A 12,849-nucleotide genomic window follows, 5' to 3' on the forward strand; every position below is an offset into this window, starting at 1 on the left:
GCACGGCGCCATTGCGTCAGACGCAATCGACCAACCTGTTACCATCGCGTTTCCCACAGCTGTCACGGAAAACGGCCATGCAACTCCCGGACATGAACCTGCTCGTCGCCCTCGATGTGCTGCTCGACGAAGGCAGCGTGGTCGGTGCCGCCCAGCGCATGAACCTGAGCCCGGCGGCAATGAGCCGGACCCTCGGGCGAATCCGCGAGGCCATGGGCGATCCGATCCTGGTGCGTGCCGGCCGTGGCCTGGTGCCGACCCCGCGAGCGTTGGCCTTGCGCGAACAGGTGCATGGCTTGGTGGAGCAGGCCGGCCTGGTGTTTCGCAGCCGCGATGCCGTCGACCTGGCCAACCTCGACCGCGCCTTCAACATCCGCACCAACGACCTGTTCATTGCCCTGTATGGCGCGCAGTTGCTGCGCATGATGCTGGACCAGGCGCCGCGCACGGTGCTGCGTTTCGTGCCCGAGGGCAGTGGTGATGACGATGCGGTGCTGCGCAACGGGCAGATCGACCTGATTATCAGCTCGGCCATCGAGCTGGGGCCGGAGATCAAGGTGCAGAGCCTGTTCAACACCTACTTCGTCGGCCTGGCCCGTGAGGATCACCCGATCTTCGATGCCGCGATCACCCCCGAGCGTTTTGCCGCCTATCCGCAGATCAGCGTGTCCCGGCGGGGCCGCGCCAATGGGCCGATCGACGTGTCGCTGGCCAACTGCAAGGTGGAGCGGCGAGTGGCGCTGATCACCACCAGCTTCCATTCGGCGATGTTCTCGCTGCCGGATTCGGACCTGATCCTGCCGATACCGGCCAACATCCTCAATAGTGTGCAGCGCTTGAAGCTGCCGTTGCGTTCGTTCGAGATCCCGGTACCGCTGGAGAAGGTCAACGTGATGCAGGCCTGGCATCCGCGTTTCGACAATGACCCGGCGCACCGCTGGTTGCGGCAGACGCTGAAGGCTTGCGGCAGTATCGATCCTTGATGGGCAACGTTTTGCGTTCCATGGCCGGCAAATCAACCTGGATTGCGTCTGGCGCAACATAAAGCTGCCAACAAGTCAGTTTTCGTCAGCATTCGACCTTCTTAGACTTCACCCAGCCCTTAAAATGTTGCTGGAGATGTCTATCCATGAGTTCCCTGACCGCGCCTTCCGCCGCGCTGGCCGCCGCCCCTGCGCCGGCCGCCCCCGCGCAGACGGCGTTCGGCCTGCGGGTGGTGGTCGGGCTGTTCGGCGTGTTGCTGGCGGTGCTGTGCGCCGGGCTCAACGAGGCGGTGACCAAGATTTCCCTGAGCGACATCCGTGGCGCCATGGGCATCGGTGCCGACGAAGGCGCCTGGCTGCTGGCGGCGTACAGCGCCGCCTCGGTCTCGGCCATGGCCTTCGCGCCGTGGCTGGCCACCACCTTCTCGTTGCGCCGCTTCACCATGACCGCCGTCGGCCTGTTTGCCGTGCTCGGCCTGATCCAACCCTTCGCTCCCAACCTGCACAGCCTGATGTTGCTGCGGGTGCTGCAGGGCTTCGCCTCGGGCGCCTTGCCGCCGATGCTGATGAGCGTGGCGCTGCGCTTCCTGCCGCCGGGTATCAAGGTCTACGGCCTGGCCTGCTACGCCCTGACCGCAACCTTCGGGCCGAACCTCGGCACGCCGCTGGCCGGGTTGTGGACCGAGTACGTCGGTTGGCAATGGGCGTTTTGGCAGATCATCCTGCCGTCGCTGCTGGCAATCGCCTGTGTCGGCTGGGGCCTGCCCCAGGACCCACTGCGCCTGGAGCGCTTCAAGCAACTGGACTGGCGTGGGGTGCTGCTTGGCCTGCCGGCGATCAGTTGCATCGTCCTTGGCCTGTCGTTGGGCGACCGCTGGGGCTGGTTCGACTCGCCGCTGATCTGCTGGCTGCTCGGTGGTGGCGTGTTGCTGCTGGTGCTGTTCATGTTCAACGAATGGTCCGAGCCATTGCCGTTCTTCCAGTTGCGCATGCTCTCGCGGCGCAACCTGAGCTTCGCCCTGGTGACCCTGGCCGGTGTATTGGTGGTGTTGTCCGGGGTCGGCAGCATTCCTTCGGCGTACCTGGCGCAGATCCAGGGCTACCGCCCGGCGCAGACCAGCCCGCTGATGATGCTGGTGGCCATGCCGCAGCTGCTCGCCCTGCCGCTGACGGCGGCGCTGTGCAATATCCGCGCGGTGGATTGCCGTTGGGTATTGGCCGTGGGCCTGGCAATGCTGGCGGCGTCGTGCGTGGGTAGCAGCCTGCTGACCTCGCAGTGGATTCGCGGCGACTTCTACCCCTTCTACCTGCTGCAGGTGTTCGGCCAGCCGATGGCGGTGCTGCCCTTGCTGATGCTTTCCACCAATGGCATGACCCCGCAGGAAGGCCCGTTCGCCTCGGCCTGGTTCAACACGGTCAAGGGTCTGTCGGCAGTCATCGCCGCCGGCCTGCTTGACGCCCTTGGCACCCTGCGCCGGCATTTTCATTCCAACCACCTGGTCGACAGCCTGGGCAACGCGCCGCTGATCGACGACAACGCCGCTGGCCTGGCCAAGCGCATCCATGAACAGGCCCTGGTGCTGACCTCGGCCGACCTGTACCTGGTGATGGCGGGTATCGCCGTCGCCATGATCTGCCTGATCCCCTTCGTGCCTACCCGGATCTTCCCGCCGCGTGCGGTGGCCTGAAGCCGGGGCTGAATTCGAGATAGAAAGATGACCAACAACCGCAAGACGCTCTTCATCGGCTCGGCACTCGCCGTGGCCGTGCTCGCCGCCCTGGTCGGCCCCTGGATGTTCGGCAGCGACCATCGCCAGAGCACCAACGATGCCTATGTGACCGCCGACTACACCGTGGTCGCGCCGAAGGTGGCGGGCTTCATCAAGGAGGTGCTGGTGGAGGACAACCAGCAGGTGAGTGCCGGCCAGTTGCTGGCGACCATCGATCCGCGTGACTACCAGGCCGCCCTCGATGCGGCCCAGGCCCAACTGTTGGTGGCCAGGGCGCAGAGCCTGGATGCCCGCGCCACCCTGGAGCGCCAGGCCTCGTTGATCGCCCAGGCCGAGGCGGCGGTGAAGGCGGCCCAGGCCGAAGCTGCATTCGCCGATCACGAGGTGACCCGCTACAGCCGCCTGGCCGAGCAGGGTGCCGGCACCGTGCAGAACGCCCAGCAGGCGCGCAGTGGTGTCGACCAGGCCCGTGCGCGGTTGGCCAACAGCCAGGCGGCGTTGCTGGCCACGCGCAAGCAGGTAGACATCCTCAGCGCCCAGGTGGCCAGCGCCGATGGCCAGCTCAAGCGTGCCGAAGCCGGGCTGGAAAAGGCCCGGCTGGATCTGTCCTACACCCGCATCACCGCGCCGGTCGACGGCATGGTCGGCGAGCGCGCCCTGCGCATCGGCGCCTACGTCAACCCGGGGGCGCGGCTGCTGTCGGTGGTGCCGCTGGAGCGCGCCTACATTGTCGGCAATTTCCAGGAAACCCAGCTGACCCATGTGCAGCCGGGGCAAGCGGTGAGTATCAGCGTCGATACCTTCTCCGGCGAACAACTCCACGGTCGTGTCGAGAGTATCGCCCCGGCCACCGGCGTGACCTTCGCCGCCGTCAAACCGGACAACGCCACCGGCAACTTCACCAAGGTGGTACAGCGCATTCCGGTGAAGATCGTCTTCGATGACGGCCAGCCGCTGTTGGCGCGCCTGCGTGTGGGCATGTCGGTGGAAGCGACCATCGATACCCACGGCGACACGCTGGCCGGCAAAGAGGTGACTGCGCGATGAGACGCCTGAGCCCTTTGCTGCTGGCCATGCTGCTGGCCGGCTGCACCCTCGGCCCGGACTTCCGGCGCCCGGACAGTGAGGCGCCCAGGGACTGGGCCGAGCTGCAAGGCGCTGCCGCGGCCAGCCAGCCGGTGGCCGAACCGCTGGAACTGCGCTGGTGGGACAGCTTCCATGATCCGCGCCTGAGCGCGCTGATCCAGAAGGTCACCGAGCGCAACCTCGACCTGCAGATGGCCAGCGCGCGTTTGCTGCAAAGCCGCGCCCTACGCAGCACCGTCGCGGCGGACGAAGCGCCGGCGGTGGACGTAAATGCCGGCTACAGCCGTGCGCGCAACAGCGCCGAGGGGTTGAACGACCCCTCCGGCAAGGCCGGCAAATCGGCGTACAACCTGTGGCAGGGCGACCTGGTCGCCGGTTGGGAACTGGACCTGTGGGGGCGTGTGCGCCGCCAGGTCGAGGCCGCCGACGCGACAGTGGCGGTTGCCGAGAACGACCGCCGTGGCGTGCTGCTGGCGCTGTTGTCGGAAACCGCCGGCAACTACATCCAGCTGCGTGCCGTGCAGCACACCCTGGACATCACCCAGGACAACCTCAAGGTTGCCCGGCACAGCCTGAAGCTGTCCGAAGGCCGCCAGGCCGAAGGTGTCGCCACCCGGCTCGACGTCGCCCAGGCCAGCGCCCAGGTGGCGTCGATCGAAGCGCGCCTGCCGACCCTGGAGGCCCGCCGCGATGACCTGATCAACGCCCTCAGCTTGCTCGCTGCCGAACCACCACGCAGCCTGCAGCGTGAGCTGCTGCAAGGTGGCGAACTGCCCGCGCCGCAGCAGCGCTTCGCCATCGGCGTGCCGTCGGAGCTGGCCGAGCGCCGCCCGGATATCCGCCAGGCCGAGGCCCGGTTGCATGCGGCCACCGCCAGCATTGGCGTGGCCAAGGCCGATTTCTATCCGAGCATCCGCCTGTCCGGGAGTGTCGGTTTCCAGGCCATGCAGTTGTCCGATTTCGGTGCCTGGGACTCGCGCAGGTTCGCTTTTGGGCCGCAATTGTCGTTGCCGATCTTCGAGGGCGGGCGGCTCAAGGGCCAGCTGCAACTGCGCGAGGCCCAGCAGCAGGAGGCGGCGCTGAACTACCGCAAGGTGGTGCTCGGTGCCTGGCATGAGATCGACGATGTGCTGCGGCTGTACAACGCCAGCCAGTTGCGTCGTGATCACCTGGCCGAGGCGGTGCGGCAGAACCGCATCGCCCTGGAGACTGCGCAACGCCAGTACGTGGAAGGGGCGGTGGACTTTCTCAACGTGCTGACGGTGCAGTCGGCGCTGCTGGCCAGCGAAGAGCAGTGGATCGACAGCTCGGCGGCGGTGTCGCAGGCGCTGGTCGGGTTATACAAGGCGCTGGGCGGCGGCTGGCAGGCGTTCGATCAGGTTTGAAACGCATCGCGGGGCAAGCCCGCTCCCACGATGCCTTGAGTCGTCAGAGCGGTCGCAACAGCCCGAAACGCTTGCGCAACACCCAATCCAGCAGCCTCTGCGGCAGCACTCGCGCCATCAACGGCAACGCCGTGCTGCCATTGCCGATACGCACCAGCGCCGGCACCGGCGACTTGCGCGTGGCGGCCAGCAGGCGCTGGGCAAATACCGCCGCCGAAGTCGGCCGGTCCTGCGACGCTCGCGCCCGGGCCTGTACCTGTTCGCGCAACGGCCACCACGGCGAATCGCTCGCCAGTACCTGCTCGGCCTGTTGCTGGGCATTGCTGGCGAACTGCGAGGCGATCGCCCCCGGCTGCACTTCCATCACCCGGATCCCGAACGGCGCCAGCTCCAGGCGCAAGGCATCGGTCAGCCCGTGCACGGCGGCCTTCGACGCGCAGTACGCGCCGGCGAACGGGGTGACCAGCACGCCCGAGACGCTGCCGATGTTCACCACCAGCCCACGCGAGCGGCGCAGCAGCGGGAACAGCGCGCGGGTCACGCCGACCAGGGCGAAGACATTGGTCTCGAACTGTTGGCGCATGGCCTCGACTCCGCCGTCGAGCAGCGGGCCCATGGCGCCGTAGCCGGCGTTGTTGATGAGGATATCGAGGCCGCCGTGGCGGTCTTCCAGCTCGTCGGCCAGGCGGGTCAGTGCCTCGCCATCATTCACATCCAGTTGCCGCGCGGCGAAGCCGGCGGCGAGCAGGGTGTCGACGTCGTCGGGTTTGCGGGCGGTGGCCCAGACTTCATGGCCGGCATCGCGGAAGGCGTCGGCCAGGGCGCGGCCGATGCCGCTGGAACAACCGGTGATCAGGACGGTGGGCATGGGGCGGGCCTGTGTTCAGTTGGACATGGGTGTCATGGCTACCGGCCTCATCGCGGGGCAAGCCCGCTCCCACGTTGCAAACTCAGGCGTGGGAGCGGGCTTGCCCCGCGATGGGACGGACTCAATTGGCGAATGTACCTTGCAGGTGCTCGGCACGAAATTCCAGCGTTTGTGGCCGGTAGCCCGAGCGCAGTGGCGGCACCGGCAGGCAATCACTCCATTCGACGCCGGGCTGCAATTCGCCGGGACCGCGATAGCGGGGTGCTGCATAGGTATTCTCGGCAAGGTTCACGGTATCGCCGGGGGCATAGGCGGCCACGCGCCAACGCAGCTCGGTCAGCGGCGCCTTGTTGCCGTTCTTCATGCGTACCTGTAGGGCGCGGTCGGCGGGACACTGGTCGGGGGCGTAGGTCAGGCGAATGTCCAAGCGGGCTAACTGCGAGGCCTCGCGTGTGTCCTGCCAGACCACACCTAGCGCCACCAGGCCCAGGCCGCACACGGCAGCCAGGGAAATCGGCAGGGCCTTGGCCGGATAGCGCAGCAGCAGGACCAGCCAGGTGAGGATGAGCAGGGCGCCGATGATCATGGTGGGGCGGGCCTTGGTGACGGGGGTTCGACCATCCTAGCCGCAAATTGGGCAGGCCTCAAAAACGCAATCGCGGGGCAAGCCCGCTCCCACGCAGTTTTCCGGCGTGGGAGCGGGCTTGCCCCGCGAAGGGCCCCAGGCTTATTGCGCGATGGTCTTCACCGAAACCCCACGCTCCACCGGCGTGGAAGTTCGCCCGTACACATCCTCGAAGCGCTCGATGTCATCCTCGCCCAGATAGCTGCCGGACTGCACCTCGATGATCTCCAGCGGGATCTTGCCCGGGTTGCGCAGGCGGTGCACCGAGGCGATGGGGATGTAGGTGGACTGGTTCTCGGTGAGCAGGAACACGTTCTCGTCGCAGGTCACCTCGGCGGTGCCGGACACCACGATCCAGTGCTCGGCGCGGTGGTGGTGCATCTGCAGCGACAGGCTGGCGCCCGGCTTGACGGTGATGTGCTTGACCTGGAAGCGCCCGCCCATGTCCACCGAGTCGTACGAGCCCCACGGGCGGTAGACCTCCAGGTGGTTCTGGGTCTCGGTCCGGCCTTGCGCGTCGAGGGTGTTGACCAGCTGCTTGACGCCTTGGACCTTGTCCTTGTGGGCGATCATCATGGCGTCCTTGGTCTCGACCACCACGATGTTCTCAAGGCCGATCACCGAGACCAGCTTGCCGTTGCCGTGGATCATGCAGTTGTGGCTGTCCTGCACCACCACGTCGCCCTTGGTGACGTTGCCGTTGTCGTCCTTCTCGTGCACGTCCCACAGCGACGACCAGCAGCCCACGTCGCTCCAGCCGGCCGACAGCGGCACCACGCAGGCGCGCTGGGTCTTCTCCATCACTGCGTAGTCGATGGAGTTGTCCGGGCAGCAGGCGAAGGTGGCTTCGTCGATGCTCAGCACATCGGCGTCCTCGTCGCTGCGCTCCAGGGCCAGCAGGCAGGTGTCGTAGATGTCCGGATCATGCTTTTTCAGCTCCTCGAGGAAGCGGCTGGCGCGGAACAGGAACATGCCGCTGTTCCAGAAGTAGCCGCCGGCGCGGACGAACTCGTTGGCGCGTTTCTCGTCGGGTTTCTCGACGAACTGCGCGACCCGTGCCACGCCTTCGGGCAGCAGTGAATCCTGGCTGGAACGGATGTAGCCATAGCCAGTCTCTGGCTTGGTCGCCGGCACCCCGAACAGCACCATCTCGCCGCGCTCGGCGGCCACGGTGGCCAGGGCCAGGGCGCGCTGCAGGGCCTTCTGGTCCTCGATCACGTGGTCGGCCGGGAGCACCAGCATCAGTTCGTCACGGCCTTCGTTGACCAGTTTCATCGCGGTCATCGCCACCGCCGGCGCGGTGTTGCGGCCGAACGGCTCCATGAGGATGGCCTGGGTTTCCAGCTTCAGCGCGCCCAGCTGCTCCTGGACGATGAACTTGTGGTCCTTGTTGCAGACCACGATGGGGGTGTCCATGCCATCGAACACCAGGCGTTCGATGGTCTGCTGGAACAGGGTGTGTTCGCCGGTCAGGGCGAGGAACTGCTTGGGGAACTGCTTGCGCGACAGAGGCCACAGACGCGAACCGCTACCACCAGAAAGAATTACCGGGATCATCATGTTTCTCCAATAGTCGTTTAGAGGCAGGGGGATCAGTTGCTAGCCACGGGGCGAGTTACCCACACCGGCGACAGGCTGTTGCCGGAACCGGTGACATACAGCACGGCCGCTTCGCCGCGCTCCAGGGCGACGGGCTTGACGTCGCCGACTTTCTTGTTGCCTGCATACAGGGCAAGGTTGACCTTGACCGGATTGATTTCACGTTCGCCACGGCCCTTGGCGGCCACCGGCTTGACCACTTCGGTCTTGCCGTCGGCGGTCTTCAGGGTCAGTTGCTGGTCGCTGAGGTTCTGCACCCGCACCAGGGCCTTCTGCTTGTTCTTGAACGGTGGCTCCTCGATCAGTTGCGGGTTGCCGCCGCTGTTGTTGACCAGGGTGTAGTACTTGTCGGCGGCCAGCTTGACCGGCACGCTCTTGCCGCCGACCTGGGCGGTGTAGTCACCGCCGGGCAGGAAGCTGAAGTCGCTGCTGGCCTGGGCGCCGACCTGCTTGATCTGGGTGTTGCCGACGCTGGCGGCGGTGGGGCTGCTGGCGGCGTTGTACAGGCGCACGAAAGTCGAGCCCTTCGGCGCGCTCGGGCCATAGAGGGCGGCATCGGCGCCGGCGAAGGCCTGCATCGAGGCCAGGGACAGGCCGGCGGCGAGGGTGAGGGCTTTGGCAATGGAAGTCTTGGTGGTCATGTGCGTGTTCCTCTCTATCTTCAGTGGTCCGTCCGGTTGGACGACAGGGCCAGGTTTTCTTCGGATTGGCGGGAGTTCTTCAGCTGTGCGATCCACTGCGGATCGAAGGCGCTGAGGTCGTTTTTCATGGGCAGATACCGTTCGGGGAATTCCCACACCACGACCTGTGGCGGGGCGTTCTTGAATGCGTCGCTTTGCAGGTACTTGAGCATCGGCAGCAGCGGGCCGTGGCCGTCTTCGGCGTAGTTGGCGACGTCGCTGCGCAGCGCCTGCTGCAAGGCGCCGAGGAAGTTCCAGTGCGGGTTGGCGCTGTAGCTGGTGCCCACCAGCGCCACCGGGATGCGGCTGTCGTCGAACAGCGCGCCATCGCCGCTGTCGCCTTCGGCTTGCACCGGGTGGGTCTTGCGTTGTTGCAGGGTGTCGGGGGTGGGCAGCAGGTTGCTGAACAGCGGATCCAGCGGCAGGAAGTTGGTCAGGTCGCCCTTGTACGGCGCACTGGCGCCGGCCTCGGTGATGTACGCCTGTGGCTCGCCGGTGAGCAGCTGCTGGCGATCGACGGCTTCGGCCAGCGATTGCGCGACCACTTCGGCGCCCATCGGCGTCCAGTGGGTGTCGGTACGCAGGAACACCTGGCCGCGGGCCTTGGCCTGCTCCAGCGGCGCCAGCAGGTCGGGGGCGAACACATTGGCCTGGCGCGCCTGGGCGTGGAACTGGTTGAACAGCTCGTCGTGCAGGCTGGCCGGCGTCTCCTTGCCGATGTATTCGGAATAGAGCCGGGCCTTGGCCGGGACGATCGCCAGCACCAGTTGCACGCCCTGGCGTTGCAGGGTGTCACGCACCCCACGCACCAGTGCCAGGTTGTCCTGCATCTGTTGCTGCGCGCCGGCGCTGGGGTTGAATTCCTCGTCGGTGAACAGCCACTGGTCGCGGCCCAGCACCACGCCGGGGCGGCCTTCGTTGAACAGCTTGAAGTCCAGCGCGGCCCACAGGTTGGTGCCGACGCGCTTGATCGGGAACTGCTCGTCGTAGTGGGTTTCGGCGGCCTTGGCCAGCTTGCCGTCGAGCAGGGTCATCTGCCCGGTGCGGTTGAAACTTTCCAGCCCGCCGACCGACCATGCGCCCAGCCCGACCAGCAGGCCCATGAACGACAGCGAATAGGTGATGCGAAGTGTCCGGTTCATGATTCAGGCCTCAGAACTGGAAGTACAGGAACGGTGAGTAGCTCTGCGCCGAGAGCTTGAGCACCGAGGCGACGAACAGCAGCAGGACCAGGGCGCGGGTCATGATCCGCGTCCAGTCCAGGCCCACCGAGCCGTCGGCGTTGATTTGCACCGGCGTGGCCTTCGGCGTTGGCTTGGCGTTGCGGTAGAAGTCGCGCAGGCCGAAGAACGCCAGGCTCAGGTAGGCGACGACCAGCGTGGCCACCTGCAGGCCGGTGAGTTGGGCGCTGTTGATTTCCGACAGCTGCCAGTCGCCGAAGCTGAACATGGCGCCGTACATGCGTGCCGCCACATGCAGGTTCTCGGCGCGGAAGATCACCCAGCCGACCACCACCAGGAGGAAGGTGAGGGCCCATTTCACCGGGTTGAAGCGCTGCGGGTTGGTGTCCAGACCCAGCGCGCGTTCGATGGCCAGCCACAGGCCATGCCAGGCGCCCCAGATGATGTAGGTGAAGTTGGCGCCGTGCCACAGCCCGCCCAGCAGCATGGTCAGGAACAGGTTGCGGTAGGTGTTGAAGGTGCCTTTGCGGTTGCCGCCCAGGGTGATGTACAGGTAGTCGCGCAGCCAGGTCGACAGGCTGATGTGCCAGCGCCGCCAGAACTCGGTGATCGACTGGCTGATGTACGGCTGCTTGAAGTTCTCCATGAAGCGGAAGCCCATCATCAGGCCCAGGCCGATGGCCATGTCGCTGTAGCCGGAGAAGTCGAAGTACAGCTGTGCGGTGTAGGCCAGGGCGCCGAGCCAGGCATCACCGGTGGTGGGGTTCTGCAGGGCGAAGCAGTGGTCGGCGACCACCGCGAGGGTGTCGGCGATGAATACCTTCTTGATGAAGCCCTGCATGAAGCGGGTGCAGCCTTCGGAGAACTTGTCCAGGGTGTGGGTGCGGTTGTTGAACTGGTCGACCAGGTCCTTGAAGCGCAGCACGGGGCCGGCGATCAGGTGCGGGAAGATCGCCACGAACGCTGCGAAGTCGATCAGGTTGCGCGTGGCCGGGGTGTCGCCGCGGTACACGTCGATGATGTAGCTGATCGACTCGAAGATGTAGAACGAGATGCCGATCGGCAGCAGCACATGGGTGAGGATGAACGGCTCCAGCCCCATCGAGGTCATGATCGCGTTGAGGCTGTCGACGCCGAAGTTGGCGTACTTGAAGTAGCCGAGGATGCACAGGTCGACGCCCACGCCAAGCAGCAGCCAGCGCTGTGCGGGCTTGGTGCGCACGCCGGCGGCGCCGACCTTCAGGCCGATCCAGTAGTTCCACAGGGTGACCCCGGCGAACAGGGCGAGGAAGTCCACCCGCCACCAGGCGTAGAAGATGTAGCTGGCAACCAGCAGCAGCAGGTTGCGATAGCGGTTCCCGCTCACGTAGTACAAGCCGAGGAAAACCGGCAGGAACAGGAACAGGAACACGTTGGACGAGAAGACCATCCCGGTTCTCCTAGTTATGCACAGCACCTGGGGCACAGCGCCCCCCAAACCCCCCACGAAAATGCAGGGGAAACCTATACCTCTGTGGGAGCGGGCTTGCCCCGCGATGGCGTCAGCAGGGCCAACACCATTGCCCATTCGGGACTCATCGCGGGGCAAGCCCGCTCCCACGCAGACTTACTTTTTCTGTTCCGCGCCCGGGTCATAGACCCGGGTCACATCGCCACCCAGCCGGAAGCTGTTGAACGGCTGCATGTCATGCTTGCGCTCGAGGGTGTCGCCGACGCACTGGTACAGCGCGCACCACGGCTCGAGCCAGGCGTACTTGCTGTCGATCTTCAGGTCCTTGAGGTCCTGCTTCACGCCGGCGCGGGTGTTGAAATGAACAGGGTCGCGGGCTCCGGCCAGCACGCCTTCGCCAAGCCGTTGCAAGGCGAAGTTGTTTTCCTTGCGCAGGTCCACGCCGTTGGCCTGGGCGAAGCTGGCGATCATCGCCAGCGGCGGCAGGGCATAGTTGTGGTAGGCCAGGGCGCGTTGCTTGCGCTTGACCTCGTTGGGCAAGAAGCCCTGCTCGTCGACCTGGTTGACGCCGACCTTGTATTCCTTCACCGCCCAGTCGAACAGCTCCTGCTGGTCAGTGGCCACGGCGGTGGCCATCACCGACCAGGCCGCCCAGTAGCTGTGGTTGTTGATCTTGTCCAGCGGCAGGTCGCTCCAGTCGCGCACGGTCTGCCGGGCCAGGCGCACGAACCATTTCTCGATCTGCTCGGCTTCGGCGCGGTGCGCCGCCAGTGGCTGCGAGTTGGAGAACTTCAGGCGCAGCCACGAGCCGCTCATGCTGCCCAGGGCCCATTTGCGCATGGACTTGCCGGTGTGGTTGTAATCGGTGGACATCAGCGCATCGGCGCGTGCCCAGGTGTCGAGCCAGGTCAGGGCGCAGTCCAGTTGCGCCGGGCGGCCATCGCGCATGTACTGGCCGACCATCTTGCTGACGCCTTTCTCGAGGGTGGTGATGTCTTCGGTGGATTTGCGGAAGGCTTTTTCCGAGGCGACATTGAGCGTCGCCCGGGCCTTGTCCGAACCTTCGTACTTGCTGCGGAACTGCAGCGCGCCGGTATAGGGCTTGGGCGCGGCTTCGCAGCGGAAATTGCCGTCGCCGGTCTTGAGCTTTTCGATGCCCTCGTAGTAACCCTGGGGCGGCACCAGCGCGGCCTGCGCCGCGCCGCCGAACAGGGCGAGGGCGAGCAGGGCGGGTGCGGTCTTGCTGCTGATGGTGGTCATGG

General features: G+C 65.9%; 11 protein-coding genes. 4 read left to right on the forward strand and 7 right to left on the reverse strand.

From position 1 onward, the window contains the following. Positions 1–77: 77 nt before the first annotated feature. From ABZO33_RS18025 to ABZO33_RS18040, 4 genes are all read left to right on the forward strand, one after another. A complete protein-coding gene (locus ABZO33_RS18025; RefSeq protein WP_110735830.1) occupies positions 78–983 on the forward strand; it encodes a LysR family transcriptional regulator in 906 nt (301 codons plus the stop codon). A 146-nt stretch (positions 984–1,129) separates the two neighbouring features. Then, entirely contained in the window at positions 1,130–2,671 is a 1,542-nt protein-coding gene (locus tag ABZO33_RS18030; protein ID WP_414537120.1) for an MFS transporter, read from the forward strand. 27 nt (positions 2,672–2,698) lie between these two features. Then, a complete protein-coding gene (locus tag ABZO33_RS18035) occupies positions 2,699–3,760 on the forward strand; it encodes an HlyD family secretion protein (RefSeq protein ID WP_414537121.1) in 1,062 nt (353 codons plus the stop codon). Continuing rightward, positions 3,757–5,184 carry an efflux transporter outer membrane subunit gene (locus tag ABZO33_RS18040; protein WP_414537122.1) on the forward strand — a complete coding sequence of 476 codons (1,428 nt, stop codon included), beginning with the start codon at positions 3,757–3,759 and terminating at the stop codon, positions 5,182–5,184. The genes ABZO33_RS18035 and ABZO33_RS18040 overlap by 4 nt, the downstream gene beginning before the upstream one ends. A 43-nt stretch (positions 5,185–5,227) precedes the next feature. Here ABZO33_RS18040 and ABZO33_RS18045 read toward each other — a convergent pair whose 3' ends face one another. The 7 genes from ABZO33_RS18045 to ABZO33_RS18075 form a co-directional block, all read right to left on the reverse strand. Next, positions 5,228–6,052: an SDR family oxidoreductase gene (locus tag ABZO33_RS18045; protein WP_414537123.1), complete on the reverse strand. Its 825-nt coding sequence runs from the start codon at positions 6,050–6,052 to the stop codon at positions 5,228–5,230. A 121-nt stretch (positions 6,053–6,173) separates the two neighbouring features. Next, positions 6,174–6,638 (reverse strand): multidrug transporter, encoded by a 465-nt coding sequence (locus ABZO33_RS18050; RefSeq protein ID WP_102682166.1) that lies wholly within the window; start codon positions 6,636–6,638, stop codon positions 6,174–6,176. A 141-nt stretch (positions 6,639–6,779) separates the two neighbouring features. Beyond that, positions 6,780–8,234: a mannose-1-phosphate guanylyltransferase/mannose-6-phosphate isomerase gene (locus ABZO33_RS18055; RefSeq protein ID WP_046854228.1), complete on the reverse strand. Its 1,455-nt coding sequence runs from the start codon at positions 8,232–8,234 to the stop codon at positions 6,780–6,782. Positions 8,235–8,269: 35 nt separating this feature from the next. Further along, a complete protein-coding gene (locus ABZO33_RS18060) occupies positions 8,270–8,917 on the reverse strand; it encodes an alginate O-acetyltransferase AlgF (protein WP_414537124.1) in 648 nt (215 codons plus the stop codon). 20 nt (positions 8,918–8,937) lie between these two features. Further along, a complete protein-coding gene (locus ABZO33_RS18065; RefSeq protein ID WP_414537125.1) occupies positions 8,938–10,098 on the reverse strand; it encodes an alginate O-acetyltransferase in 1,161 nt (386 codons plus the stop codon). Positions 10,099–10,108: 10 nt separating this feature from the next. Beyond that, entirely contained in the window at positions 10,109–11,566 is a 1,458-nt protein-coding gene (locus tag ABZO33_RS18070; RefSeq protein WP_414537126.1) for an MBOAT family O-acyltransferase, read from the reverse strand. Between the two features lie 177 nt (positions 11,567–11,743). Continuing rightward, on the reverse strand, positions 11,744–12,847 hold the full coding sequence (locus ABZO33_RS18075) for a mannuronate-specific alginate lyase (protein ID WP_414537127.1): 1,104 nt from the start codon (positions 12,845–12,847) through the stop codon (positions 11,744–11,746). Positions 12,848–12,849 lie beyond the last annotated feature (2 nt).

Origin of the sequence: Pseudomonas sp. CAM1A (genome assembly GCF_047501685.1) — a bacterium.
Taxonomy (GTDB): domain Bacteria; phylum Pseudomonadota; class Gammaproteobacteria; order Pseudomonadales; family Pseudomonadaceae; genus Aquipseudomonas.

What these genes read in the sequence shown, in the direction of transcription:
- ABZO33_RS18075 (WP_414537127.1), bottom strand. Translation starts at nt 12,847, where the DNA reads ATGACCACCATCAGCAGCAAGACCGCACCCGCCCTGCTCGCCCTCGCC.
- ABZO33_RS18065 (WP_414537125.1), bottom strand. Translation starts at nt 10,098, where the DNA reads ATGAACCGGACACTTCGCATCACCTATTCGCTGTCGTTCATGGGCCTG.
- ABZO33_RS18025 (WP_110735830.1), top strand. Translation starts at nt 78, where the DNA reads ATGCAACTCCCGGACATGAACCTGCTCGTCGCCCTCGATGTGCTGCTC.
- ABZO33_RS18050 (WP_102682166.1), bottom strand. Translation starts at nt 6,638, where the DNA reads ATGATCATCGGCGCCCTGCTCATCCTCACCTGGCTGGTCCTGCTGCTG.
- ABZO33_RS18055 (WP_046854228.1), bottom strand. Translation starts at nt 8,234, where the DNA reads ATGATCCCGGTAATTCTTTCTGGTGGTAGCGGTTCGCGTCTGTGGCCT.
- ABZO33_RS18040 (WP_414537122.1), top strand. Translation starts at nt 3,757, where the DNA reads ATGAGACGCCTGAGCCCTTTGCTGCTGGCCATGCTGCTGGCCGGCTGC.
- ABZO33_RS18030 (WP_414537120.1), top strand. Translation starts at nt 1,130, where the DNA reads ATGAGTTCCCTGACCGCGCCTTCCGCCGCGCTGGCCGCCGCCCCTGCG.
- ABZO33_RS18070 (WP_414537126.1), bottom strand. Translation starts at nt 11,566, where the DNA reads ATGGTCTTCTCGTCCAACGTGTTCCTGTTCCTGTTCCTGCCGGTTTTC.
- ABZO33_RS18060 (WP_414537124.1), bottom strand. Translation starts at nt 8,917, where the DNA reads ATGACCACCAAGACTTCCATTGCCAAAGCCCTCACCCTCGCCGCCGGC.
- ABZO33_RS18035 (WP_414537121.1), top strand. Translation starts at nt 2,699, where the DNA reads ATGACCAACAACCGCAAGACGCTCTTCATCGGCTCGGCACTCGCCGTG.
- ABZO33_RS18045 (WP_414537123.1), bottom strand. Translation starts at nt 6,052, where the DNA reads ATGCCCACCGTCCTGATCACCGGTTGTTCCAGCGGCATCGGCCGCGCC.